Origin of the sequence: Streptomyces sp. NBC_00459, assembly GCF_036013955.1 — a bacterium.
GTDB lineage: Bacteria > Actinomycetota > Actinomycetes > Streptomycetales > Streptomycetaceae > Streptomyces.
Genome location: NZ_CP107903.1, coordinates 3,471,289 through 3,497,411, shown reverse-complemented (window position 1 = coordinate 3,497,411; position 26,123 = coordinate 3,471,289). Strand labels below are relative to the sequence as shown.

Sequence of the window (26,123 nt, the reverse complement as noted above, 5' to 3'; positions counted from 1 at the left end):
AAAGGGGGATGGAGAGTGGGGGTGCGTGGGGGGAGTGAACTGCCGTGTCACATACGGCCGTTGACGGCGTAGCCGACCTTTTCCTTCTCGAAGACGTTTCGGGTCCAGTCGCCGAACCTGGTGTTTCCGTTCCATTCGTAGGTGGTGCCGCCCTGGCAGCCGCGGTTTGTCCGTACCCAGCCGCCGGCGAAGTCGCCCTGGGTCCAGCGGCGGACGGCGACCTGGACGGGCTGTGCCACGTCGCCGCCGTTGAGATGAACGGTCCAGGTGAAGTTGGTGCTGATCTCGGTGCTCTTCTGGTAGCCGCCGACGAGAGAAACCACGGTGTTGTACCACTTCTTCGACGGCGAAGTGGCGTTACCGAGGTCGACTCCGCCGCCGATGGCCCACCCGGTGGTCGTCGTCTTCGACTTCGTCCACGCGTAGTCGCAGGTCCGGCCCCGGGGGCACTGGAATTCGGTGCCGCGCCATACCCAGTCGTCCCAGGTGTTGCCGGCCCGCTGCCGGGTGATCGCCCGGGTCACGTTTCCGCCGCCGGTTCCGGGGACGACATTGGCTCCGTCGGAATAGCTCTGGGTGAAGCACTGAGTGGCGGCGCTCGCCGTGCCCTCGGTAGTGGCCAGCGTTGCGACGGCGAGAGCCCCGCACATCAGAACGCGATTCAACCAGGTTCTACTGCGCATGGTTGTGTCCTTTCCTGGAAAGGGAATTCCCTGAGTGGCTTCTGAGCGACCTCTGAGCGCATCGAGAGATACGCGATACGTCGGTAGGTCGATGCGCCGTGTCACATGCGGCCGTTGACGGCGTAGCCGACCTTTTCCTTCTCGAAGACGTTTCGGGTCCAGTCGCCGAACCTGGTGTTTCCGTTCCATTCGTAGGTGGTGCCGCCCTGGCAGCCGCGGTTTGTCCGTACCCAGCCGCCGGCGAAGTCGCCCTGGGTCCAGCGGCGGACCGCTACCTGGACGGGCTGTGCCACGTCGCCGCCGTTGAGATGAACGGTCCAGGTGAACGCAGTGGTCAGCTGCGTGGTTTTCTGGTAGCCGCCGACGAAGGAAAGCACGGTGTTGTACCACTTCTTGGAGGGCGAGCTGGCGTTACCGAGGTCGGTTCCGCCGCCGATGGCCCAGCCGGTGGTCGTCGTCTTCGATTTCTCCCACGCGTATTCGCAGGTCCGGCCCCGGGGGCACTGGAATTCGGTGCCGCGCCACACCCAGTCGTCCCAGGTGTTGCCGGCCCGCTGCCGGGTGATCGCCCGGGTCACGTTTCCGCCGCCGGTTCCGGGGACGACATTGGCTCCGTCGGAATAGCTCTGGGTGAAGCACTGAGTGGCGGCGCTCGCCGTGCCCTCGGTGGTGGCCAGCGTCGCGACGGCGAGAGCCCCGCACATCAGAACGCGATTGAGCCATGCGGATCTGCGCATGCTCAGTACACCTGCGACAACTCGCGGGGCGTGCGGTTCGCCACCTGACCGATGAGGTCCACCCGGTTCATGTCGAGGCAGGGGTCGTTCCCGTACGTGTCGTTGAACAGATCGCCGAAGTCCTCGCAGGTCCAGGACCGTATGGCCTGACGCGGGTTCCACGTCACGGTGCCCTTGTAGCCAGGCAGGCTCCGGCCGTTGATGCTGTTCGTCTTGTCGATGACGCGGAGGCAGATACCGAAGTCGACCTTGGGCACCTCCAGGACCTTCGCGATGATCCCGACCGTCTTCCCGTTGGCCCGGGCTTCCCAGTAGTTCCCGCAGATACGGGAGCCCGACTGGGCTTCCGCCGTTCCGGGCAGCGTGACCGTGGTGGTCGCCGCCGCTGTGATCACTAGCGCGGCCAGGACCGCCTTACGGGTGAACGGGAGTTTGACTGTCACTTTGTCTCCTGACTGTCCAAGAAAACGGATCTCCAGCGAGATCCGAATTCGAGGTTGGGGGGTGGTGGCAATCAATATGGAGGCGTCCGGATGTGAAGTCAATACTTCAGGAACCGTTTGAGGGTGACTTCTTTAAATGTCAAGTGAATTCTGTTTTCGGGCAGGCTTGAGCGCCCCTTTCGCCCCTTCATGGAAATAGCAGGAAGGTGAAAAAGAGGTCGCGAAAATGAGCAGAGGGAAGGAAAGGGAAGGAAAGGGAAAGCGGTGAAAAGGAAGAGGTGGCGCCAATGAGGCGCAGGTCAGGAGCGGGTGATGTGCGGCTCCAAAAAGGTGGGGGGTCTTTGGAGGTGATTCCGTATGCGCACGGAAGGGTGAAAGAGGAGAAGCGCAGCATCGAGGGAGGGCAGCACTTTTTTGGTGCCCCGTCCGAAGACCTCGCGCCCCGTTCGTGATGTGAAGAAGCGGCATTTTGGACTGGTCAAGTCCTGCGGGGAGGCTTCTTCGGTGCTATTCGGCTCTGGTTCAGCGCCGATCATGCAGCCACGCGGGTCGGCCGTCAAGATCGTGCGCGAAGGGACTCAATGAACGAAACGCTACCGAGGAGTCACTACCGGGAATTACCGAACCGTACGGTAACTACGCAGTCATGCAAGGAAGTTGACGGTCAATAACTTCGCGGCTTGGTAGTGTGGCCGGGCTCGTGGGATCCGGGTTCCGGCGCGACGAAGGGGGCTGAGGCAGCGTCAGTGACACAGTTCCGCAGGCTTCCGCCGCTTCTGGGTGAGCGTGGCCGCGACCGGTGCTCAGGGCTGTGGCCGGCCACTCGGATCATGCCGACGAGGTGCGAGCCCGAACAGGGGACGACGTGTGAAGCGCGGGGTACCCGGAGCGACCCGGGGCACCCCGCGGAAGGATCTGGACGGTCCCGAGGCCGTGCCTCAGCCCCAGAACTCGTTGCTGCGCTCGATGTCCTCGACGCACTCGTCGAGGTCGGTGATCTTCTCCCCGACGATCCGGAAGACGAGGCCACCGGTCTCGTCGATCAGCCTGCCTTGGCGCTCGGCGGTGAAACGGTGCACGGAAACCGCGTGCCCCCGGCCGTCGACGAGAACGTTCAACACCGCGACGCGCATGGTCCCGTCCGTCTCCTCGCCGAGCCGGCGGTACAGGTCGATGATCGCGTCCTGCCCCTTGAAGTCCCCGGAGAGGGGATGACTCCCGGGCACGTGGTGTGTGGCGTCCCCCGCCAGCAGGGTGCGCATGGTGTCCATGTCACCGCGCGAGAAGGCGTCGTACCCCTTGCGTACGAGGGCTGCGTGCGGGTGCTCAGTCATGGTGATCGCCACCTTTCGGTGTGTGGGCGATGTCCGACCGACGGGGCCCATTGTCCTCGGGTTCGGGGCGGCACGCAGGTCGGGAGCCGGGCCTGCGGAACACTCGGTGGCAGTCGTCCCCGGGTGAGCCGGAGTCGCTGCAGGACACGGCCGCCGTGTGTCACAACAGCGCGGGCAGGAGGGGAACGACGGGACGAAGAAGCGCGGCAACTCCCTTTGGCCGGGCTGTTGTTCAAGCCGTTTGATCGCTCCGGCGCAGCGTGCCGGAGCGGAGCGGAACGTCCAAGAGGTCATCGCCCGGACCCGGGATCTCGAAACCGTAACCGTCGGGCGACGGTTCCACGCCGTGTGTAATCGCGGTGTGGGGGTGTGGGCACGCTGCCCCTATGACGACCACTTTGGCGGACGGCCGGCTGGCCTGTGGCTGTGGTGAGGACCAGATCCCCTGGATGCTGGCGAAGTTCGGGTTCCTGGGGATGGCGGGGCTGGTTCTGGGGTGCCTGGTCGTGATGATCCTGGCGGGCTGGATCCTGGTCTCGGGGGTGTCGCTGGTCACGTGGTGGCGGCATCCGCCGGTGAAGGCCGAGGAAACGTCACGTGGCTCTCTGGACGGCTTCACCTGGCGGAGCGAGGAGCCTCGGGAAGGCGGCAACCCGCCGCCGAGTCGAGACGTTTCCCTTTGAGGGCCCAACTCGGCGACACCCCGAACCCACGCGGGAAACAGCCCCCGCCCGCGCGACCCCCTACCTCCGCGGCACCCCCGAGGACCCCCGAACCATCAGCTCCCCCCGAGCCGTCGCGATCCCCCCGGGTGGCGGCTCCTCGCGCCCCATGGCGATCCGTCCCGCCCGGGCCCCCGCCTCCGACAACGGCAACCGCACCGTCGTCAGCGAAGGCCACGCGTCCACACTGAACGGCAGATCGTCGAACCCCGCGACGGACACGTCGTCCGGGATCCGCCGCCCCGACTCCCGCAGCGCCGCACACGCGCCGATCGCGACGGAGTCGTTCGCGGCGACGACGGCCGTCAGCGACGGGTCCCGGCGCAGCAGCTCCAGCGTGGCCTCGTACCCCGACCGGCGGTCGTACCGCCCGTAGACGGTCCACCGGGGGTCCTCCTCGATCCCGTGGACCGCCAGTGCCGCCCGGTGCCCCTCCAGCCGGTGCCGGGTCGTCGTCCGCTCCTCCGGCCCCGCGATGTATCCCAGCCGCCGGTGCCCGAGCCCGATCAGGTGCTCGGTCAGCTCCTGACCGCCACCCCGGTTGTCGAACGTCAGTGCGATGGCGGACGTGTCCGGCGCCGGCGGGCGCCCGCACAGCACCACCCTCGTCCCCGCCTCCGCGAGCCGCCGCAGCTTCGCCGATACGGCCGCGAGGTGCGGCGGGTTCTCCACCGCGCCGCCGGTCAGTACGACCGCCGCCGCGCGCTGCCGCTGCAGCAGGGTGAGGTACGTCAGCTCGCGCTCCGGAGAGCCGCCCGTGTTGCACACGACCGCCAGCCGTTCGCCGCCAGCGCGCCCGCCCGGGCCCGAGACCTCCGACTGGATCGCGCTCGCCATGATCCCGAAGAAGGGGTCGGCGATGTCGTTGACCAGAATTCCGACCAGGTCGGAGGTGGCCGCGGCGAGTGCGCTCGCCGGGCCGTTGAGCACGTAGTCCAGGTCGTCCACAGCCCGCAGCACCCGCTCACGGGTGGATGCGGCCACGGGGTAGTTCCCGTTCAGTACGCGCGACACCGTCGCGGGCGAGACCTGCGCGCGGGCCGCCACGTCCGCCAGGGTCACCGTCATCTCGTCGTCCTCCGGTCGCGCGACTCGTCGTCTGTCGACTTGTCGTCTATCGCGTCGCTGTAAGTTGTCGTATTTTGCGTCTTCGCGTCCATACCGATGCAGACCCTATGACCTTCGGCCGCCCCACGACCGCTCTTCGGCCCCTCTTGTTCGTCCCCTCGAACAATTCGGCGTCTCTGTGCTCTTGTCCAGACCGCTGCACAGAGGCTAGCTTCTCCCTAGATAGAAAGCGCTTGCTGTAACGCTTGCCAGTAGGGCTGCCGGGGGGCTGCTCTTCCACCGGGCGTACGCGGCGCGCATACCGCGTACCCCGCCCCTGTGGCACCTACGAAGGGAAAGACGTGACACGCAAGACGGTGCGTATCGCCATGAACGGCGTGACCGGGCGCATGGGCTATCGCCAGCACCTGGTCCGCTCGATCCTCGCGCTGCGTGAGCAGGGCGGTCTCGACCTCGGCGACGGCACCGTGCTGTGGCCGGAACCGATCCTGGTCGGCCGCCGCGAGCACGCGCTGAAGGCGCTCGCCGAGCAGCACGGCCTGGACCCGCAGAACATCTCCACCGACGTGGACGAGGTCCTCGCCGACCCGACCGTCGACATCTACTTCGACGCCCAGGTCACCTCCGCGCGCGAGGAGTCGATCCGGAAGGCGATCGCGGCGGGCAAGCACATCTACACGGAGAAGCCCACCGCCACCGGCCTGGAGGGCGCGCTGGAGCTGGCCCGGCTGGCGAACGCGGCCGGAGTGCGCCACGGCGTCGTCCAGGACAAGCTGTTCCTCCCGGGCCTGCTGAAGCTCAAGCGGCTCATCGACGGCGGCTTCTTCGGCCGCATCCTCTCCATCCGGGGCGAGTTCGGCTACTGGGTCTTCGAGGGGGACTGGCAGACCGCCCAGCGTCCTTCCTGGAACTACCGCTCCGAGGACGGCGGTGGCATCGTTGTCGACATGTTCCCGCACTGGGAGTACGTGCTGCACGAGCTCTTCGGCCGGGTGAAGTCCGTCCAGGCACTCACCGCCACCCACATCCCGCAGCGCTGGGACGAGAACGACAAGCCGTACGACGCCACGGCCGACGACGCCGCCTACGGCATCTTCGAGCTGGAGGGCGGCGCGATCGCCCAGATCAACTCCTCCTGGACCGTGCGCGTCAACCGCGACGAGCTGGTGGAGTTCCAGGTCGACGGCACGGAGGGCTCGGCCGTCGCCGGTCTGCGCAACTGCCGCGTCCAGCACCGCAGTTCGACGCCCAAGCCGGTCTGGAACCCGGACATCCCGGCGACCTACTCCTTCCGCGACCAGTGGCAGGAGATCCCGGACAACGCCGAGTTCGACAACGGCTTCAAGGCCCAGTGGGAGCTGTTCCTGAAGCACGTCTACGCCGACGCGCCCTACCAGTGGGACCTGCTGGCCGGCGCCCGCGGTGTCCAGCTCGCCGAACTGGGCCTGAAGTCCTCGGCGGAGGGCGTCCGTCTCGACGTTCCGGAGATCTCGCTGTGACCATCCAACTCCCGGACGCCACAGGAACGTTGACGGTGTACGAGCCACGCGCCACCCCTCTCGCCCTCAGCCCCGGCACCCCCTTCACCTCCCGTACGGTCTACTCGGCGGCCCACGTCGTCGCCGACCCGTACGCCGACGTCTCCCCGGACTCCCCGGCCGCCGTCGACTGGGACTCGACCCTCGCCTTCCGTCGCCACCTCTGGTCCCACGGCCTCGGTGTCGCGGAGGCCATGGACACCGCCCAGCGCGGCATGGGCCTCGACTGGGCGGGCGCGGCCGAGCTGATCCGCCGGTCGGCCGCCGAGGCCAAGTCGGTGGGCGGGCTCATCGCCTGCGGTGTCGGCACCGACCAACTCACCACCCCCGGCGCCTCCTTGGCCGACATCCGCAAGGCGTACGAGGAGCAGCTCGCCCTCGTAGAGGAGGCGGGCGCCAAGACGATCCTGATGGCGTCCCGCGCGCTCGCCGCCGCCGCGCAGGGCCCCGAGGACTACCTCGACCTCTACGGCCACCTGCTGCGCCAAGCCGCCGAACCCGTGGTCCTGCACTGGCTGGGCCCGATGTTCGACCCGGCGCTGGAGGGCTACTGGGGGTCCAGCGACCTCGACGCGGCGACCGACACCTTCCTCGACGTCATCGCGGCCCACCCCGACAAGGTCGACGGCATCAAGGTGTCGCTCCTCGACGCCCAGCGCGAGATCGACATCCGCCGCCGCCTCCCGCAGGGTGTGCGCTGCTACACGGGCGACGACTTCAACTACCCCGAGCTGATCGCGGGCGACGAGCAGGGCTTCAGCCACGCCCTGCTCGGCATCTTCGACCCGCTGGGTCCGCTGGCGTCGGAAGCGGTCCGCGTCCTGGACACCGGGAACACGGCGGGCTTCCGTGAACTCCTCGACCCCACCGTCGAGTTGTCCCGCCATCTCTTCCAGACGCCCACCCGCTTCTACAAGACGGGCGTGGTGTTCCTGGCCTGGCTGGCCGGCCACCAGTCGCACTTCACCATGGTCGGCGGGCTGCAGTCGGCCCGCTCCCTCCCGCACTTCGCCCGCGCCTACCGACTCGCCGACGGACTGGGCCTGTTCCCGGACCCGAAGCTCGCGGAGGAGCGGATGAAGAGCCTGCTGTCCCTGTACGGAGTGGCCCAGTGAGCAGCACCAGCACCGCGGATCTCTCGCGCTTCAGCATCAACCAGATGACGGTGAAGCAACTGTCACTGCCCGAACTGGCCGACGCCTGCCTGGAACTGGGCGTCCCCGGGGTGGGCCTGTGGCGGGCGCCGGTCCAGGAGTACGGCGTCGAGGCGACGGCGAAGCTGCTCCGCGACGCGGGCCTCGCCGTCACCACCCTCTGCCGGGGCGGCTTCTTCACCGCGATCGACCCGGCGGAACGGGCGGAGGCGCTGGCCGACAACCGGCGGGCGATCGACGAGGCGGCCACGCTCGGCACGGACACCCTCGTCCTGGTGTCGGGCGGCCTGCCGGCCGGCTCGAAGGACCTGTACGGCGCCCGGGAGCGTATCGCCGACGCGCTCACCGAGCTGGGCCCGTACGCCGAGAAGCACGGCGTGAAGCTGGCCATCGAGCCGCTCCACCCCATGTACGCCGCCGACCGCTGCGTGGTCTCGACGCTCACCCAGGCCCTCGACCTCGCGGAACGCTTCCCCGCCCACCAGGTCGGCGTCACGGTGGACACGTACCACATCTGGTGGGACGACAACGCGCCCGCGCAGATCGCCCGCGCCGGCGCCGGTGGCCGCATCCACTCCTTCCAACTCGCAGACTGGACAACCCCGTTGCCCGAGGGTGTCCTCAACGGCCGCGGTCAGATCGGCGACGGCTCGATCGACATGCGGGAGTGGAGGACGTACGTCGAGGCGGCCGGTTACACCGGTCCCATCGAGGTCGAGCTCTTCAACGACGCGCTGTGGGCCCGGGACGGGCGCGAGGTGCTCGCGGAGACCGCGGCGCGGTTCGTGGAGCACGCGGCGTAACGGCTGTCCGGCCGCGGAACCGTTCGTATCCGGCGGGCCTCGCGCGGCAGCCGAAAAAATCCCGGCTTCCCGTACAACCCTCCCCCCACCTTGGCAGTCGTACCTGTCATCGGGGCTTCTGGAGGGGGATCCGGGGGGATCGCGGGGGTTTCGATACGGAGGGGAAGCCGAGGGGGCCCGGTCGACGGACCGGGCCCCCTCGATGCTGCCCCCGGTCGATGCCGAGCCCGACCGGCGGACGACGCCCCTTCCGGATACCTTGAGGTCCTGGAAGGAACTGGCGAAGCTCGACCGGCAACAGGACTCGACCAGCCGCAGGAACGGAGTCGCAGCACATGTCACTCGCCCGCGTCCACAACTTCACCATCTCGCTCGACGGCTTCGGTACCGGTGAGGGGCTGAGCCTTGACGCGCCGTTCGGCCACGCCGGCGAGAGGCTGCACCAGTGGATGTTCACCACGCGGTTCTGGCACCAGATGACCGGCCGTCCCGGCGGGGCCGGCGGTGTCGACGACGCCTTCGCGCAGCAGTTCGCCCCCGGTATCGGTGCCGAGATCATGGGGGCCGGGAAGTTCGGCCCGCCCGGCTGGCACGAGGACCCGGAGTGGAAGGGGTGGTGGGGGCCCAACCCGCCTTTCCACACACCGACGTTCATCCTCACCCATCACCAGCGCCCGCCGATCGAGATGGAGGGCGGCACCACGTTCCACTTCCTCGACACGTCGCCCGCCAAGGCGCTCGAGATCGCCCGTGAGGCGGCGGGCGGCCAGGACGTTCGCATCGGCGGCGGACCCACCGTCGTCCGTGACTTCCTCGCCGCCGGGCTCATCGACCACCTGCACGTCGTGGTGGTCCCGGTCCTGCTCGGCCGGGGCGTACGTCTCTGGGACGGGCTGGCGGACATCGAGCAGGACTACGAGGTCGAGGCCACGTCCTCGCCCACCGGGGTCACGCATGTGACCTTCACCCGAGCGGCCCGCTGAAGCGCCTCCCACCGGCCCGGACTCAGAAGAACACCCCGCACCGCAACAGCACGTTCGCGTACGGCCGGGCCTCGCCCGTCCGTACGACCAGCCGCGCTCCCGCCGACAGCTCCTTGAGCCGCTCGTGCGGGACAAGGGTGAGGGCGGGGTCGGGAAAGTGCCCGTCCAGCAGCTTCGCGGCCCCCGGATTCGCCTCGCGTACCTCCGTCGCCGCTGTCGCCCCCTCCACCACCAGCTCGGTCAGTAGCCCGTCCAGGACCTCCGCGAAGGAAGGCACCCCGGCCCGGAAGGCCAGGTCGACGACGCGTGGCCCGGCCGGGATCGGCATACCCGCGTCGCACACCAGCACCCCGTCGCCATGGCCCAACTCGGCCAGCGCGCCCGCGAGATGACGGTTCAGGATTCCGCCCCGCTTCACTGGGACCCACCTCGCACGGTCTCGCCGGTCGACTCCCCCTGGCTGCTTCGGCTACCGGGGATCCGTTCCGCCGCCGAGCGGCTGTCGAACGAGGCGTCCCCCGGGAGAGCGCGGCCCAGAGCCTCGACCTCCTCGGCGGTGGGGAAGGAATCCTGAGCGCCGGCCCGCGTCACCGCAGCTGCGCCCACCCGGGCCGCGTACGCCGCCGCCTGTGCCAACGACTCGCCCGCGCCCAGCCGCCACGCCAGCGCTGCGGTGAACGCGTCGCCCGCTCCCGTGGTGTCCACGGCCTCCACGGGCACCGACGGCACCCGTACCCGCTCCCCGGCCCGTACGGCGACCAACGCGCCCTCCGCGCCCAGGGTGATGACGACCGAGCGCGGCCCGAGCGCGAGCAGGGCCTTCGCCCAGTCCTCCGGCGAGTCGCCCAACTCGGCGTCCGCACCGGCGATCACCCGGGCCTCGTGCTCGTTCACGATCAACGGGTCGCAGGCCGCCAGGACTTCACGCGGCAACGGGCGAGGAGGGGACGGGTTGAGGACGAACCGGCCCTCGGGAGCCAGGTTCCGTACGACCTCCACGACCGACTCCAGCGGAATCTCCAGCTGCGCCGACACCACCCGGGCCGCCTGGAACAGGCTTCCGGCCGCGCGGATGTCCCCGGGCGACAGACGTCCGTTGGCGCCCGGCGACACCACGATGCTGTTGTCGCCGGACGGGTCCACCGTGATCAGCGCGACCCCCGTCGGCGCCCCGCCCACCAGGACACCCACCGTGTCGACGCCGGCGTCCCGCATCGAGTCGAGCAGCAGGCGGCCGTGGCCGTCGTTGCCGACCCGCGCCAGCAACGCCGTACGGGCCCCCAACCGGGCTGCGGCGACAGCCTGGTTGGCGCCCTTGCCCCCCGGGTGGACGACCAGGTCGGAGCCGAGCACCGTCTCACCGGCCGCGGGCCGCCGCTCGACCACGGTCACCAGATCGGCGTTGGCCGACCCCACGACCAGCAGGTCGTAGTCGTACATGAACAGTCTCCCCATACCCATCAGTTGTACCGGCCGTCGGTCGGTCAGTCGGTCGGTTCGGCAGGTCTGCCAGTGGGCGGGCCGCGCGGCCTCGGCAAAAGGCGCCCGGCCTGCCCACTCCTCACGCTCCCCGGAGCGCACCCGGAGGCATTCCCCGAAGCACTCCCCGGGGAGCGATGTGACTCAGCCGCCGAACGCCGCCACGTTCTCCTTCGTGACCACCTTCACCGGCACCATCACCGCCTTCTCGACGCCCTTGCCCTCGGCGACCCGCAGCGCGTTCTCCACCGCGATCCTCCCGAGCTCCTTGGGCTGCTGGGCGACCGACGCGTACAGCGAACCGTCCGCGACCGCCTTCAGCCCGTCGGGCGTACCGTCGAAGCCGATCACCGACACCGACTTGCCTGCCTTGCTGCCCAGCGCCTTGATCGCGCCGAGCGCCATCTCGTCGTTCTCGGCGAAGACACCGCTGATACCGGGGTTGGCCTGGAGGAGGTTGGTCATGACGTCCAGGCCCTTGGTGCGGTCCCAGTCGGCGGGCTGCCTGGCGACGACCTTGATGCCCGGGTAGGCCTTCAGCCCCTCGGCGAAGCCGGCGCCGCGCTCACGGCTCGCGGAGGTGCCCGCCTGGCCCTGGAGGACGACGATCGTGCCCGTGCCGCCCAGTTTCTCGGCGAGCGCCTTCGCGGCCAGCCTGCCGCCGGCCGTGTTGTCGGAGGCGACGAGCGTGGCGGTGTCCGCGTTGTTGACCGAACGGTCGACCGCGACGAGCGGGATACCGGACTTGTTCACGGCCCGCGCGGCCGGTCCCGTCGCGTCCGAGTCCACCGGGTTGACGATGATCGCCCCGAGGCCCGAACTGGTGAAGTTCTCCAGCTGGTTGGCCTGCTGGGAGGCGTCGTTCTGGGCGTCGGTGACGGTCAGGTCCACGCCCAGCTTCTTGGCCTCCGCCTGTGCGCCGGCCCGGATCTGCACGAAGAAGGGGTTGTTCAGCGTCGACAGGGACAGGCCGACCTTCTGGTTCGTCGCGGACGACGAGCCGTTGTGCAGCAGCGAGGTCGCGCCCACGACCGCCACCGCGACCACTGCGGCAAGCCCGTACGTCAGCGCCTGCCTGCGCCGGTCCCCGCCACCGGCAGCCCCGGCCGGCGCCACGGTCGCCCCGCTCTTCCTGCGTACCGTGTCGAGCAGCACCGCCAGCGCGATCACGACACCGATGACGACCTGCTGCCAGAACGCGGACACGGAGAGGAGGTTGAGGCCGTTCCGCAGCACCGCCAGGATCAGCGCGCCGATCAGCGTCCCGGACGCCTTACCGGTACCGCCCGCCAGACTCGCCCCGCCGATGACCACCGCGGCGATGGCGTCCAGCTCGTACCCCTGCGCGGCCTGCGGCTGCGCGGAGGACAGCCGCGACGCGAGCACGATGCCCGCGGCGGCGGCGAACAGCCCGGACAGCGCGTAGATCGCCAGCTTCTGCTTCTTCACCCGCAGCCCGGAGAGCCGGGCCGCCTCCTCGTTGCCGCCGATCGCGTACATCGAGCGGCCCAGGTAGGTCCGGCCGAGGATGAACGCCGTGACGAGCCCCATGGCCACCATCACCAGCACGGGCACCGGCAGCCAGCCGCCCAGCGTGTCACCGAGGTGCGAGACCGACGAGGGGAACGCGATCGGCGAACCCTGCGAGATCACCAGGGACAGACCGCGCCCCACCGACAGCATGGCGAGCGTCGCGATGAACGGCGGCAGTTTGCCGTACGAGATCAGGAAGCCGTTGACCAGGCCGCACGCGATGCCGGTGACGACGGCCAGGAGGACCGCTATCACCACCGGCACGCCCTCCGAAGTCGCCGCCCAGGCAAGGACGGTGGCCGACAGGGCGGCGACGGAACCGACCGACAGGTCGATGCCCGCCGAGACGATCACGAAGGTGACACCGAAGGCGAGAACGGCCGTCACAGCCGCCTGGACACCCACGTTGAGCAGGTTGTCCGTCGTCAGGAAGTCGCCGGACAGCGCCGACATGGCGATGACGAGGACGATGAGCGCGGTCAGCGCCCCGTTGTCGAGCAGAACGCGGCGCAGGCCGCTCGCGGCGCCACTCGCGCCCGCGTTGCTCTTGAGCGTGTCAGTGGCCACGGGAGCCCTCCACTTCGTTCACGGAGTTGTTGTCGGAGTTGTCGGGGTTGTCGAAGGAGTTGGTGTTCGTGCTGACGGCGAGCGCCATCACGGAGTCCTGGGTGGCCTCGGCGGCCATGAGTTCACCGGCGATCCGGCCCTGTGCCATCACCAGCACCCGGTCGCTCATCCCGAGCACCTCGGGCAGATCGCTGGAGATCATCAGCACGGCGGCACCGGCAGCCGTCAGCTCGTTGATCAGCTGGTAGATCTCGACCTTGGCCCCGACGTCGATACCGCGTGTCGGCTCGTCGAGGATCAGCACCTTCGTGTCCGCGAGCAGCCACTTGCCGATGACGACCTTCTGCTGGTTGCCCCCGGAGAGCGTGCGCACATGCTGGCCGAGCCCGGCCATCCGTACGCCCAGCTGCTCGGCGACCTTCGCGGCGGCGGCCCGCTGGCCCTTGAGGTCGACCAGCCCGCCCCTGGTCGCGGCCCGCAGGGTGACCAGGCCGAGGTTCTCCTCGACCGAGGCGTCGAGCACCAGCCCCTGCCCCTTGCGGTCCTCGGGCACGAGCCCGATACCGGCGGCCATGGCGGCCCCCACATCGTTCCCGCGCACGGCGGCGCCCGCGACGGACACCGAACCCCTGTCGTACGGATCGGCGCCGAACACGGCGCGCGCTACCTCCGTACGCCCGGCCCCGACCAGCCCCGCGATGCCGACGACCTCACCGGCCCGCACCTCGAAGCCCACGTCGTGGAAGACACCGTCCCGGCTGAGCCCCTCCACCTTGAGGAGGGCGGCACCCGCGTCGGTGGCCTCCCTCGGGTACTGCTGTTCGATCGACCGCCCGACCATGAGCCGCACGAGCTCGTCCTCGGGTGTGTCGGCGGGCACCTGCCCGACGCTCTTCCCGTCCCGGATCACCGTCACCCGGTCTCCCAGGGCGGCGATCTCCTCCAGGTGATGGGTGATGAAGACGATCCCGACGCCGTCCCCGCGCAGCGTGCGCACGATCGCGAACAGCTTCTCGACCTCTTCGGAGGTGAGGACGGCGGTCGGCTCGTCCATGATCAGTACGCGCGCGTCCAGGCTCAGCGCCTTCGCGATCTCGACCATCTGGAGCCGCGCGATACCGAGTTCACGCACACGCGCGCGTGGAGACACGTTCACGCCCACCCGCTCCAGCAGCGTGGCGGCCTCGGCCTCCATCCGCTTCCGGTCGATCATCCCGTAGCGGCGCGGCTGCCGCCCCAGGAAGATGTTCTCGGCGACCGTCAGATCGGGTACGAGGTTGAACTCCTGGTAGATGGTGGCGATCCCGAGACGTTCGGAATCCTGCGCCCCGTGGATACGGGTCTCCTCGCCGTCGACGAGGACGCGGCCGGCATCGGGGCGATAGGCGCCGGAGAGCATCTTGATGAGGGTGCTCTTGCCCGCGCCGTTCTCACCGAGCAGTACGTGCACCTCGCCGCGGCGAAGATCGAAGTCGACGCCGTCGAGCGCGACCACGCCGGGGAAGGACTTCCGGATGCCTTCGATGCGCAGCAACTCGTCCGGGTTGCTCACGACTGACTCCTCTTCGTCACGGGGTGCTGTACGGGTGGCTCTTCGGATGAGGTCGGGGCAGGGGTCGTGGTCGGGGCCGGCTCACCGCACGACCGCCGTACGACAAGGTGCGCGGCCAGCGTCACGGACTGCGGAGGGCGGCCCTCGATCATGTCGACCAGCGCCCGGACGGCGGCCCGCCCCAGCTCGCCGGTCGGCTGCGCGATGGCAGTGACGGGCGGATCGGTGTGCACGAACCACGGGATGTCGTCGAAGGCCGCGAGCGCGATGTCCTGCGGAACCCGCATCCCGCGCGCGCGTACGGCGTCCAGCGCGCCCAGTGCCATCAGGTTGTCGGCAGCGAAGACGACCTCGGGCGGCTCGGCCAGGTCGAGGAACGCGTCCGTCACCCGGCGCCCGCTCTCGGCCTGGAAGTCGCCCTGCCCTGTGTAGGCGTCGGGGAGCGGCAGCCCGTACTCGGCGAGGGCCTCCCGGAAGGCCTCGACGCGCTCACTGCCGGTGGTGGTGGCCGCAGGACCCGCGATGATCGCGAGCCGCCGGTGACCGAGCCCGTACAGGTGGGCGACGAGATCGCGGACCGCCCGGCGCCCGTCCGCCCGGACGACCGGCACGTCCACGCCCGGGATCCAGCGGTCCACGAAGACCATCGGGGTGCCCCCGCGCGCGGTGTCCAGCATCAGCGGGGAGCCGCCGTCGGTGGGGGAGACGAGAAGGCCGTCGATACGGCGGTCCAGCAGGGTCCGTACGTGGTGGTCCTGGAGGTCGGGGCGTTCGTCGGCGTTGCCGATGATCACGCTGTAGCCGAGGGAACGGGCCTCCTCCTCGACCGAACGGGCCAGGGTTGTGAAGTAGGGGTTCATCACATCGCTGATGACCAGGCCGAGGGTGCGGGTCTGGTCGGTGCGCAGAGAGCGGGCGACGGCGTTCGGGCGGTAGCCCAGCGCCTCGACGGCGGCCAGCACGCGTGCGCGTGCGTCCGCGCTGACGGACGGATGGTCGTTCAGGACCCGCGACACCGTGGCGACGGACACGCCCGCCTCGGCGGCGACGTCCTTGATGCTCGCCATCGCCGGACCACCTCCTTGTGGTTCCGTAGCCGCGTGGAATCGTTTACACGGCCGACTGGAGCTGATTGGAATCGATTACACGGAGGTAAATCAAGCCCCCGAAGGGATCCTGAGACCTGATCGTGATGCGGCGGCCACGTGGTGGGGCGAGCCCCACGCGCGGGCGACCCGCTCGGCGAGGGCGTATGCGTCCCGTGCCCGTCGCTCCTCGCCGAGGAACCGGTACAGGTCCCCGAGGGCGTGTGCCAGGGGACGCGTGGCGTAGGCTCCGCCGGCCGTCCCGGCGAACTGCTCCCGCAGCGGCAGCAGATGGGCGATCAGCAGGTGTGCGGTGTCCCGGTCGCCCAGCAGGACGGCGACTTCGGCGCGGTAGTCCAGCTCCATGCCGTAGAGGTGGTCTGTCACCGGCCGGGCGGGATACCCGACGGCCCGGGCCTCCTCCAGCCGCCCCTGGCGGGCCAGGACGAGAGCGAGGGCCACTGCCACGGGTGTACCGATGGCCGAGTGCACCGCACGCACGTCGGCCTCGATCTCCGCCTCCCGGCCCTGCGCGAGCCGGATGGTCCACAGGCCCAGGGTGCGTGGGGCCGTGGCGTGGTGCGCTCCGACGCGCTGGAAGAGCCCGTCCGCTTCGGCGTACCGGGCCTCCGCCTCCTCGAACCGTCCGGCGATCGTGGCCAGCATGGCCGACGTGGCGACGTTGATGCCCCGCGCCCAGCGCATCCGGTAGCGGTGGGCCAGTTCCAGTCCGGCGGCGGTGTGCCGCCGTACGGCCTCCGGATCGTTGCGGGTCGCGGCCGTCAACCCGTCGAGATGCTCACACACCCACAGGTGGGCGGGCAGATCGTGCGCGATGGCCAGTGCGCGCAGTTCGTCGACGAGCGGGGTGCGGGCAGCGCCCTGAGTCTCGTGCGGCAGCACGCGCGCGGACGTCATCAACGCGGAGGCCAGCAGACGGGGTTCACCGTCGGCCCGGGCCAGCGCGAGTTGGGCGTGCGCGGCGTCCAGGGCCCGGGGCGCGTCCTCGCCGGCCACCGCGTCCGCGAGGACCTGGAGCACCCGGGCGCGGGTCGGCCCGTCCAGCGCGGGGTCCCGCGTGAGCCGCTCCAGATGGGCCAGCGCGGTCCGGTCCAGAAACCCCTCCAGCCTGCTGCGCCAGGGCGAGGGTTCGGTCCAGCCGCCGTAGACCGCCGCGACCAGATCGTCCCGCCCGGCCCGCACGGCCAGGTCCACCGCCTGCCCCCGGGTCCGCAGGGCGCCGCCCGTCGCCCCGGCCCGTACCTGCGCTCCCAGCAGCCGCACCAGCAGCGAGACCGTGCCGTCCGGGTCGCCCTCGGGGTCGGCGGTGGCCGCGAGGTGCGCCTCCAACGCCTGCTCGATCAGCCCGACGGCCACGTCATGGGCGTACCGTCGCTCGGCCCGCTCGGCCGCCCGCAGCGCATAGTCGACGGCGAGGGGAGCGTTGGCCGTACGGCCGGACCTGGCGAAGTGGTGGGCCAGCGCGGCCAGATCGTCGGGCCGGTGGTGGCGCAGTGTGGTGGCGATACGGTCGTGCAGCCGGGCCCGCCGGGTGCCGGACAGGTCGGTGTACACGGTGTCGCGGACCAGCGCGTGCACGAAACGGACCCGTCCCGGCCCCGGCTCGGTCAGCAGATCCGCGGCCACGGCGGCGTCGAGCCCCGCCAGCACGGACTCCTCGTCGGCCTGGGCGGCGTCCACCAGCAGCGCGACATCGGACTCCAGGCCTGCCACGGCCGCGAGCCGCACGGCCGAGAGCGCGTCGGCGGGCAGCAGCGCCAGCCGCCTGCGCAGCACGTCCCGAACTCCCTGCGGCACTTCCGATACGGCGACCAGGGCACCCTCGTCGGCGAGCAGCCGCGCGCTCTCCCAGACGTAGAACGGATTGCCGCCGGTGCGCTCGGCGAGCGCCGTGATCGTGTCCTCGGCCACGGCCTCCCCTCGGACGGCCTCGACGACGGTGGCGACATCCCGGCGCGACAGCCCGCCGAGCGAGATGCGGTGCGGGAAGCGGGGCGCGAGCTGGGCCAGGGTCTTGGCCAGTTGCCCGTTCACCTCGGCGGGCCGATAACAGCCGACGGTGAGCAGCGGCACACCGGCGACCGAGGCCGCCGCCTCCAGCAGGGCGAGGGTCTGCCCGTCGGCGCGATGCAGATCCTCGACGACGACGGCGACCGGCTGGACGCTCGCCGCGTCCCGTAACCATGCGGCAAATGCCCGGTGCAGCCGAAAGCGCCCGGCGGTCGCTTCGTCGCGGGTGGTGGTGGCGTGGGTGAGGTGGGGGGTTGATGGGGCGGAGGTGGTGATTTCGGGTGCTGGGTTCGCTGTGTCCTGGGTGGGGGTGGTGTTTTCGGGGTGCGGGTTCGGCAAGTCGGTTGCAGCGGTGGTGTTTTCGGGGTGCGGGTTCGGCAAGTCGGTTGCAGCGGTGGTGTTTTCGGGGTGCGGGTTCGGCAAGTCGGTTGCAGCGGTGGTGTTTTCGGGGTGCGGGTTCGGCAAGTCGGTTGCAGCGGTGGTGTTTTCGGGGTGCGGGTTCGGCAAGTCGGTTGCAGCGGTGGTGTTTTCGGGGTGCGGGTTCGGCAAGTCGGTTGCAGCGGTGGTGTTTTCGGGGTGCGGGTTTGCCAAGTCGGTTGCAGCGGTGGTGTTTTCGGGGTGCGGGTTCGGCAAGTCGGTTGCAGCGGCGGTGCTTTCGGGGTGTGGGTTTGGCAAGTCGGGGTCGGCAGGGGTGTTCTCGGGTGCTGGGTCCGCCATGTCCTGGGTGGTAGCGGTGCCTTCGGGGCGCGGGCTTGGCACGCCCGGGGTGGTAGCGGTGTTTTCGCGCGCTGGGATTGCCACGTCAGGGGTGGCGGCGGTGCTGTCAGGGGCCGGGCTCGCCGTGTCGCGGACGGGGGCGGTGCCACCAGACCCCGCGCTCGCCATGTCGCCGATCGCGGTGGCCGCGCCGTCGGACTCGCGCAGGAGGGCCGCCAGTTCCTCCGGACGTGCCGGGGGCACGGCCTGGGCCAGTGCGCCGAGCGCCTCCGTCCACGCCCAGGCCGGCGGGGCGCCCTCGTCCTCCGGGCAGCGGCCTGCGACCACCGTCCAGCCCTCGCCCCGCAGACGGTCCGCGAATCGACCGAGCAGGGCGGACTTGCCCGCGCCCGCCTCTCCGGCGACGAGCACCATGCCGCCGGCCCGGCGGGCCGCCCGGGCGGTGGTGTCCAGGGCGCGCAGTTCGTCGGTCCGGCCGACGAAGAGGCCACCACCTGCGGTCGCTGTTCTGCCTGAACCGGCGGTACCGCTCAATTCGGGTGCCGCTCCCACCCCTGCACCAGCAGCGCTCCACCCCGGTCCGGCACCGCCACCCACCGGCACAACCCCGCCCGCCCCGGTCACACCACCACGCGCCGGCGCGACTCCCCCCACCCCGCCCCGCAGCGCCCACGGCGTGGGCACGGCAGCGGCCGGCCCCGCGCCCTCGCGACCAGGGGCGTCCCCGGACGGCTGTGCCGACCGGGGGCAGAGGGCTGCCGCCGCAGTCGAAGCGGCAGCCGCGAGTCGTGATGCGGCCATGCCTGGCAGGGCGCCCCCCGTCGGCGGCGATGCCGGTACGAGCAGGGCGCCCCCGATCCGCGGCGATGCCGGCACGGCCCTGTGCAGCACCTCCAGCCGTTGGGTGAGGACGGCGTGTTCCAGCTCGGCCAGGGGCGGTGAGAGGTCGCAGCCGAGTTCGTCGCGCAGTATCGCCCGGGCCCGGCGCAGCGCGGCGAGGGCGTCGGCGCGGTGGCCGGCCGCCCAGTGGGCGAGGGCCAGCAGCCGCCAGCCCTCCTCGCGCAGGGGCCGGTCCCGCACCATGGTCTCGGCGGCGAGGACAGCCTCGGCGGTGTGCCCGGTCCGCAGCGCCGCCGCGACGGCGAGTTCATGGGCTTCCCCGCACAGCGCGTCCAGGCGGACCACCTCCGGCACCGCCCAGGTCTCGTCCGCGTGCTCCAGGAACGCCGGCCCCTGCCACCACCCCAACGCCTCGGCCAGCAACTCCCGGGCCGGCACCGCCGACGCGTGCCGGGCGCGGCCCACCCAGATCTCGAAACGCCAGGCGTCCACCGCGCTCTCGGGCAGCCGCAGGGCATATCCGGGAGCTACGGAGACCAGGACCGAGGCGGGGGTACGGGGCTGCCGCCCGGGTTCGAGCACCCGGCGCAGATTCGACACGTACGTCTGGAGGGACACCGTCGCCTTGGTCGGCGGTGCCCCGCGCCACAGCTCGTCCACCATCCGGTCGACGGACACCACCCTGCCGCGGGCGGCGATCAGCAGCGCCAGGACAGCCCGCTGCCGCGGGGCACCCAATTCCACTGGCGCGCCCGCGACATCGGCACCCAGGGGCCCCAGGACTCTGATGGACAACACAGCGCCGGAATCTAGTCGAGGGCTGTGTCCGTCCCGTCAACAGGTGCTAAATGGCCTGGTCAGGTGGGTTGAGGGGGCGGGTGTCGAACCGGCTCCAAGCGGACGCCATGTCACCGCCAAGCGGGTACCGCCACCGTGGGCACCGTCTGTATCCGAACGTCGAAGGACATCCGCGTGACCTCCAGCAGTACACCGTCCGGCCTTCCCGCCGACGGCAGCCCCTACACCCACGAGATGGTCGTGGTGCACCGCGTCTTCCGCCGGGAGTCCGCGCTGCTGCCGCGCCTGGTCCGTGCCGTACCGGACGGGGCGTCGGTCCGGGCGGAGGAGGTGTCGGCGTACCTGAACGACTACGTGACGGGACTGCACCATCACCACGCCCTGGAGGACGAGTTGATCTGGCCGCTGCTCCGCGCGCGTGCCACCGCGCAGGACGACCTGGTGGCCCGTATGGAGGAGCAGCACGGACACATAGACCGGACCCTCGCGGCGGTGGGGGAGTGGGCACCCCAGTGGCGGCGGTCGGCCGACAGCGTCGCCGGGCAGGAACTCGCCCTGGCGCTGGAGGACCACCGTCTCGCGCTCCTGGACCACCTGGACGACGAGGAGAAGCTGGTCCTTCCACTGGTCGCCGAGCATCTGACCGTCGACGAGTGGGACGAGGTCGGCCGCCGAGGCCTGGAGACTCTCCCCAAGAACAAGGTCATGCTGGCCCTCGGCGCGATCCTGGAGGACGCCACGGAAGCCGAGCGGGCCTACTTCCTCGGCAGGGCCCCGCTGCTGGGACGCCTGGCGTGGCGGCTGGTGGGACGGCGGCAGTACGCCGCGTTCCGCCGCGCCGTACGGGGCCCGCTGACCGAGGGGACGGGCCGGTGACCGTACTCGACTCCGCCCCTCTGGACGTCCTCGACGCCTACCGGACCTGCGAGTTCGTCACCCTGGGCCGGGACGGCACACCCCTGGCCTGGCCCACGGCCGTACGGCGCCGCGAGGACGGCACCCTCGTACTGACCACCTCCCTCGCCTTCGCCCAGAAAGCGCTGAACATCCGTCGCGACCCCCGTGTCGCGCTCCTCTTCTCCGACCCCACCGGCAGCGGTCTCACCGACGCCCCGCAGATCTTCGTCGGCGGTACGGCCGAGTGCCCGGACGACATCAGGACGGGCCCCCAGGACCTCGACGACTACTGGCGGACCCTCTTCGAACGGCAGCCGCACAGCCGGTCGTACCTCTCCCGCCCGATGAGGCGGCTGATGGACTGGTACTACCTGCGACTCGTCATCACCGTCACCCCGGAAGAGGTGCTCGTGCGGCCCGCCGGGACGCTGCCTGTCCCGAAGGCGTCCGCCCAGCCGGCCGGCGAGCCGCTGCCCGGAACCGGACAACTCTCCCGCTACCCCACCGCAGTCCTTGCCGCCCGCGACGAGTCCGGTGCCCCCGCCTTGGCCCGCACCCTCACCACCGCGTCGTCCGGCGGCTTCGCGGTACGCCCGCCCGACGACCACACCGTGGTACCCGGCCCCGCCTCACTCCTGGTCCACCGGCACGACGAACGGCTCAACCACATGCACAACGCCCTCGTCCGAGGTGAGTTGACGTGGACCGGCGACGGCTGGCTGCTGGTGCCGGAGAAGGTGCTGGAGCCGATGGGCTCGGGCCGCCCGACCGACGCGATACGGGTCCTGCGCACCACCCAGCGGGCCACCGACCGGTATCTGCGACACCGGGGTCTGGCACGGCCCCCGGTGGAGTGGGACCGCTTCCTCGCACTCGCGCGGTCCGCCCGACGGCGCGGCCGGGCCTGATCCATGGCGACATCCATGGTGAACCTGGCAGTGGTGGCGAGTGTCCTGATCGTCGTGATCGTGGCGGCGGTCAGGTTCGTCCGCCGGCGCCCGGGCGCGGCGGGTGACGAGCACCGGATCCGGAACGTGATCCGCTCCCCGCACCACTGAGCGTGCCTCGCCGTACCCCCGCCCGTTGTCACACGTCACCGGTACCGTCGGATCATGGCTCAACAGGCGGGGAACCCCACGGGTGAACGGCGACTCGCCGTACTCGAAGGTGTGCTCGAACGCATCACATACGCCAACGAGGACAACGGCTACACGGTCGCCCGCGTCGACACCGGCCGAGGCGCCGGCGACCTCCTCACCGTCGTGGGCGCGCTGCTCGGTGCCCAGGTCGGCGAATCCCTGCGCATGGAGGGCCGTTGGGGCTCCCACCAGCAGTACGGCAAGCAGTTCACGGTCGAGAACTACACGACCGTCCTGCCCGCCACCGTCCAGGGCATCCGCCGCTATCTCGGCTCCGGTCTGGTCAAGGGCATCGGCCCGGTCTTCGCCGACCGGATCACCCAGCACTTCGGCCTGGACACCCTCCGGATCATCGAGGAGGAGCCCAAGCGGCTCATCGAGGTGCCGGGCCTCGGCCCCAAGCGCACCGGGAAGATCGCCGACGCCTGGGAGGAGCAGAAGGCGATCAAGGAGGTCATGCTCTTCCTCCAGAGCGTCGAGGTCTCCACCTCCATCGCCGTGCGCATCTACAAGAAGTACGGCGACGCCTCGATCTCCGTCGTCAAGAACCAGCCCTACCGTCTCGCCTCGGACGTCTGGGGCATCGGCTTCCTCACCGCCGACAAGATCGCCCAGTCCGTCGGCATCCCGCACGACAGCCCCGAGCGCGTCAAGGCGGGCCTCCAGTACGCCCTTTCGCAGTCCACCGACCAGGGCCACTGCTATCTCCCCGAGGAACGGCTGATCGCGGACGCGGTGAAGCTCCTCCAGGTCGACACGGGCCTCGTCATCGAGTGCCTCGCCGAACTCGCGGCGCCCCCGGAGGAGGGCGAGGACCCCGGGGTCGTACGGGAGAAGGTCCCCGGCCCCGACGGCGACTCGGAGCCCGTGACGGCCGTCTACCTGGTCCCCTTCCACCGCGCCGAACTCTCCCTCTCCGCCCAGCTGTTGCGCCTCCTGCGCACCGGCGAGGACCGGATGCCCGTCTTCCACGACGTGGCCTGGGACAAGGCGTTGACGTGGCTCCAGGGGCGTACGGGGGCGGATCTCGCCCCCGAGCAGGAGGCCGCCGTCCGGCTCGCGCTGACGCAGAAGGTCGCCGTCCTCACCGGCGGCCCCGGCTGCGGCAAGTCCTTCACGGTCCGCTCGATCGTGGAGCTGGCGCGCGCCAAGAAGGCCAAGGTCGTGCTGGCCGCCCCGACCGGCCGTGCCGCCAAGCGTCTCGCCGAACTCACCGGCGCCGAGGCCTCCACCGTCCACCGCCTCCTGGAACTGAAGCCCGGCGGCGACGCGGCCTACGACAGGGACCGTCCCCTCGACGCCGATCTGGTGGTGGTGGACGAGGCCTCGATGCTGGACCTGCTGCTCGCCAACAAGCTGGCGAAGGCGGTCGCACCGGGAGCGCACCTTTTGTTCGTCGGGGACGTGGACCAACTCCCCAGCGTCGGCGCCGGCGAGGTCCTGCGGGACCTGCTGGCCGACGGCAGCCCGGTCCCCGCCGTCCGGCTCACCAAGGTCTTCCGGCAGGCCCAGCAGTCGGGCGTGGTGACGAACGCGCACCGGATCAACTCCGGGCAGCATCCGGTCACCGACGGCATGAAGGACTTCTTCCTCTTCGTCGAGGACGACACGGAGGAGGCCGGCCGGCTCACCGTGGATGTGGCTGCACGACGAATTCCGGCCAAGTTCGGCCTGGATCCCCGACGGGACGTCCAGGTGCTCGCGCCGATGCACCGTGGCCCGGCGGGTGCCGGAAACCTCAACGGGCTGCTCCAGCAGGCGATCACACCGAGCCGCCCGGACCTCCCCGAGAAGCGGTTCGGCGGCCGGGTCTTCCGCGTCGGCGACAAGGTCACGCAGATCCGCAACAACTACGACAAGGGCGAGAACGGCGTCTTCAACGGCACCGTCGGCGTCGTCACCTCCCTCGACGAGGTGGAACAGCGCCTCACCGTGCTGACGGACGAGGACGAGGAAGTGCCGTACGACTTCGATGAGCTGGACGAACTCGCACACGCGTACGCCGTGACCATCCACCGCTCCCAGGGCAGCGAGTACCCGGCGGTGGTCGTCCCGGTCACCACGGGCGCGTGGATGATGCTCCAGCGCAACCTTTTGTATACGGCCGTCACCCGGGCCAAGAAGCTGGTGGTCCTCGTCGGTTCACGCAAGGCGATAGGGCAGGCGGTACGCACGGTGTCCGCGGGGCGGCGCTGCACCGCGCTGGCCTTCCGACTGCGCTCCTGACCGCGGCGTCCGGTGCGGCCGTCGAAACGATCGCGAAAAATGATCGATCAAATGAGTCACAAAGGTCACAGGGCACTTCCGGAACCAGGGCGAAGGGGGGCAGGATGAGTAGCTTGGCGGCACTCAGTGCCGCCAATAGGCCCAATGGTCGACCCCGAGTGCACTCTCCTGCGCCAAATGGGGGATGGTAGAGACAGTCAGGGCACCTCGAAGAAGAGGCACAACGTCGGTGAGGGATGACGTGAGCGAGCACACCAACAACGCTGTAGTACTGCGGTTCGGCGACGGCGAGTACACCTACCCGGTGATCGACAGCACCGTCGGCGACAAGGGCTTCGACATCGGGAAGCTCCGCGCTCATACCGGTCTGGTCACTCTGGACAGCGGCTACGGAAACACCGCCGCCTATAAATCCGCAATCACCTACCTCGATGGTGAGCAGGGCATCCTCCGCTACCGCGGGTACCCGATCGAGCAGCTCGCCGAGCGCTCCACCTTCCTTGAGGTGGCGTTCCTGCTGATCAACGGTGAGCTTCCGACCGTGGACGAGCTCTCCGTGTTCAAGAACGAGATCACGCAGCACACCCTGCTGCACGAGGACGTCAAGAACTTCTACCGCGGCTTCCCCCGTGACGCGCACCCGATGGCGATGCTGTCGTCGGTCGTCTCGGCGCTGTCGACCTTCTACCAGGACAGCCACAACCCGTTCGACGAGAAGCAGCGCAACCTCTCGACGATCCGGCTGCTCGCCAAGCTTCCGACGATCGCCGCGTACGCGTACAAGAAGTCGATCGGTCACCCGTTCGTCTACCCGCGCAACGACCTCGGCTACGTCGAGAACTTCCTCCGCATGACGTTCTCGGTCCCGGCGCAGGAGTACGACCTCGACCCGGTCGTCGTCTCCGCCCTGGACAAGCTGCTGATCCTGCACGCCGACCACGAGCAGAACTGTTCGACGTCGACGGTCCGTCTGGTCGGTTCCTCGCAGGCCAACATGTTCGCGTCGATCTCGGCCGGTATCTCCGCGCTCTGGGGCCCGCTGCACGGCGGCGCCAACCAGTCCGTGCTGGAGATGCTGGAGGGCATCAAGGCCAACGGCGGCGACGTCGACGCCTTCATCCGCAAGGTGAAGAACAAGGAGGACGGCGTCCGCCTGATGGGCTTCGGCCACCGGGTGTACAAGTCCTTCGACCCGCGCGCAAAGATCATCAAGGCTGCCGCGCACGACGTCCTCTCGGCCCTCGGCAAGTCCGACGAGCTGCTGGACATCGCGCTGAAGCTGGAGGAGCACGCGCTCTCCGACGACTACTTCGTCTCGCGCAACCTCTACCCGAACGTCGACTTCTACACCGGCCTCATCTACCGCGCGATGGGCTTCCCGACCGAGATGTTCACGGTCCTGTTCGCGCTGGGCCGCCTCCCGGGCTGGATCGCCCAGTGGCACGAGATGATCAAGGAGCCGGGTTCGCGCATCGGCCGCCCGCGCCAGATCTACACGGGTGTTGTCGAGCGGGACTTCGTCCCCGTAGAGCAGCGTTGAGCCGCCCTCGCTGAGCTTCTGTCGCCGGGTGAGCTTGCACGTTCACACCAGTTCGCCCGGCGAGTGAGCCGAAGGGACGCGCCTGTGTCGAGAGTTCGAGCGCGCGGAGGCCCGCAGGGTCGAGCACGGTCGGGCTCTTTGCACAGGCTGTAGCGCCCCGGAGGCGAACCGAGCCCTGGAAAAAGCAGCAAAAAGCGGAAGGCGCCCTGCCGACGGTCCCCCCACGGGCCGGCGTACAGGGCGCCTTCCCATGT

General features: G+C 70.0%; 21 protein-coding genes. 10 read left to right on the top strand and 11 right to left on the bottom strand.

What is annotated here, in order from left to right:
- Window positions 1-47: 47 nt before the first annotated feature.
- The 4 genes from OHN74_RS15020 to OHN74_RS15005 all read right to left on the bottom strand — a co-directional run bounded on the left by OHN74_RS15020 (window position 48) and on the right by OHN74_RS15005 (window position 3,197).
- The gene (locus OHN74_RS15020; protein WP_327695073.1) at window positions 48-683 is read right to left on the bottom strand and encodes a hypothetical protein; all 636 of its coding nucleotides are present in this window, start codon (window positions 681-683) and stop codon (window positions 48-50) included.
- A 101-nt stretch (window positions 684-784) separates the two neighbouring features.
- Window positions 785-1,420, bottom strand: a complete 636-nt coding sequence (locus tag OHN74_RS15015) for a hypothetical protein (protein WP_327695072.1) — start codon at window positions 1,418-1,420, stop codon at window positions 785-787.
- A 2-nt stretch (window positions 1,421-1,422) separates the two neighbouring features.
- Complete coding sequence (locus OHN74_RS15010) at window positions 1,423-1,863, bottom strand: hypothetical protein (RefSeq protein WP_327695071.1); 441 nt, start codon at window positions 1,861-1,863, stop codon at window positions 1,423-1,425.
- Window positions 1,864-2,801: 938 nt separating this feature from the next.
- Entirely contained in the window at window positions 2,802-3,197 is a 396-nt protein-coding gene (locus tag OHN74_RS15005) for a nuclear transport factor 2 family protein (RefSeq protein WP_327695070.1), read from the bottom strand.
- 386 nt (window positions 3,198-3,583) lie between these two features.
- Here OHN74_RS15005 and OHN74_RS15000 point away from each other — a divergent pair, with 386 nt between their 5' ends.
- Complete coding sequence (locus OHN74_RS15000; protein WP_327695069.1) at window positions 3,584-3,880, top strand: hypothetical protein; 297 nt, start codon at window positions 3,584-3,586, stop codon at window positions 3,878-3,880.
- Window positions 3,881-3,940: 60 nt separating this feature from the next.
- On the opposite strand, the gene OHN74_RS14995 is transcribed toward OHN74_RS15000, so the two are convergent.
- Window positions 3,941-4,987, bottom strand: a complete 1,047-nt coding sequence (locus OHN74_RS14995; protein ID WP_327695068.1) for a LacI family DNA-binding transcriptional regulator — start codon at window positions 4,985-4,987, stop codon at window positions 3,941-3,943.
- Between the two features lie 341 nt (window positions 4,988-5,328).
- Here OHN74_RS14995 and OHN74_RS14990 point away from each other — a divergent pair, with 341 nt between their 5' ends.
- From OHN74_RS14990 to OHN74_RS14975, 4 genes are all read left to right on the top strand, one after another.
- Entirely contained in the window at window positions 5,329-6,486 is a 1,158-nt protein-coding gene (locus OHN74_RS14990) for a Gfo/Idh/MocA family protein (RefSeq protein ID WP_327695067.1), read from the top strand.
- Window positions 6,483-7,640, top strand: a complete 1,158-nt coding sequence (locus OHN74_RS14985) for a dihydrodipicolinate synthase family protein (RefSeq protein ID WP_327695066.1) — start codon at window positions 6,483-6,485, stop codon at window positions 7,638-7,640. The genes OHN74_RS14990 and OHN74_RS14985 overlap by 4 nt, the downstream gene beginning before the upstream one ends.
- A gap of 44 nt (window positions 7,641-7,684) precedes the next feature.
- Complete coding sequence (locus OHN74_RS14980) at window positions 7,685-8,482, top strand: sugar phosphate isomerase/epimerase family protein (protein ID WP_327700129.1); 798 nt, start codon at window positions 7,685-7,687, stop codon at window positions 8,480-8,482.
- A 335-nt stretch (window positions 8,483-8,817) separates the two neighbouring features.
- Entirely contained in the window at window positions 8,818-9,465 is a 648-nt protein-coding gene (locus tag OHN74_RS14975) for a dihydrofolate reductase family protein (RefSeq protein WP_327695065.1), read from the top strand.
- 22 nt (window positions 9,466-9,487) lie between these two features.
- Here the strand turns inward: OHN74_RS14975 and rbsD are convergent, their stop codons facing one another.
- From rbsD to OHN74_RS14945, 6 genes are all read right to left on the bottom strand, one after another.
- On the bottom strand, window positions 9,488-9,883 hold the full coding sequence (gene rbsD, locus OHN74_RS14970; RefSeq protein ID WP_327695064.1) for a D-ribose pyranase: 396 nt from the start codon (window positions 9,881-9,883) through the stop codon (window positions 9,488-9,490).
- The gene (locus OHN74_RS14965; RefSeq protein ID WP_327700128.1) at window positions 9,880-10,905 is read right to left on the bottom strand and encodes a ribokinase; all 1,026 of its coding nucleotides are present in this window, start codon (window positions 10,903-10,905) and stop codon (window positions 9,880-9,882) included. Before OHN74_RS14965 ends, rbsD begins: the two co-directional genes overlap by 4 nt.
- A 183-nt stretch (window positions 10,906-11,088) precedes the next feature.
- The gene (locus tag OHN74_RS14960) at window positions 11,089-13,044 is read right to left on the bottom strand and encodes an ABC transporter permease/substrate-binding protein (protein WP_327695063.1); all 1,956 of its coding nucleotides are present in this window, start codon (window positions 13,042-13,044) and stop codon (window positions 11,089-11,091) included.
- Complete coding sequence (locus tag OHN74_RS14955; protein WP_327695062.1) at window positions 13,034-14,596, bottom strand: sugar ABC transporter ATP-binding protein; 1,563 nt, start codon at window positions 14,594-14,596, stop codon at window positions 13,034-13,036. The genes OHN74_RS14960 and OHN74_RS14955 overlap by 11 nt, the downstream gene beginning before the upstream one ends.
- Window positions 14,593-15,663, bottom strand: a complete 1,071-nt coding sequence (locus OHN74_RS14950; protein WP_327695061.1) for a LacI family DNA-binding transcriptional regulator — start codon at window positions 15,661-15,663, stop codon at window positions 14,593-14,595. The genes OHN74_RS14955 and OHN74_RS14950 overlap by 4 nt, the downstream gene beginning before the upstream one ends.
- Window positions 15,664-15,753: 90 nt before the next feature.
- Entirely contained in the window at window positions 15,754-20,067 is a 4,314-nt protein-coding gene (locus OHN74_RS14945; RefSeq protein ID WP_327695060.1) for a BTAD domain-containing putative transcriptional regulator, read from the bottom strand.
- Window positions 20,068-20,241: 174 nt separating this feature from the next.
- On the opposite strand from OHN74_RS14945, the gene OHN74_RS14940 reads away from it, so the two are divergent.
- From OHN74_RS14940 to OHN74_RS14920, 5 genes are all read left to right on the top strand, one after another.
- The gene (locus OHN74_RS14940) at window positions 20,242-20,943 is read left to right on the top strand and encodes a hemerythrin domain-containing protein (protein ID WP_327695059.1); all 702 of its coding nucleotides are present in this window, start codon (window positions 20,242-20,244) and stop codon (window positions 20,941-20,943) included.
- On the top strand, window positions 20,940-21,872 hold the full coding sequence (locus OHN74_RS14935) for a pyridoxamine 5'-phosphate oxidase family protein (RefSeq protein WP_327695058.1): 933 nt from the start codon (window positions 20,940-20,942) through the stop codon (window positions 21,870-21,872). Before OHN74_RS14940 ends, OHN74_RS14935 begins: the two co-directional genes overlap by 4 nt.
- A gap of 15 nt (window positions 21,873-21,887) precedes the next feature.
- Complete coding sequence (locus OHN74_RS14930) at window positions 21,888-22,022, top strand: hypothetical protein (RefSeq protein ID WP_327695057.1); 135 nt, start codon at window positions 21,888-21,890, stop codon at window positions 22,020-22,022.
- 54 nt (window positions 22,023-22,076) lie between these two features.
- Window positions 22,077-24,329, top strand: a complete 2,253-nt coding sequence (gene recD2 / locus OHN74_RS14925; RefSeq protein WP_327695056.1) for an SF1B family DNA helicase RecD2 — start codon at window positions 22,077-22,079, stop codon at window positions 24,327-24,329.
- A 241-nt stretch (window positions 24,330-24,570) separates the two neighbouring features.
- Entirely contained in the window at window positions 24,571-25,869 is a 1,299-nt protein-coding gene (locus OHN74_RS14920; RefSeq protein WP_164313061.1) for a citrate synthase, read from the top strand.
- Window positions 25,870-26,123 lie beyond the last annotated feature (254 nt).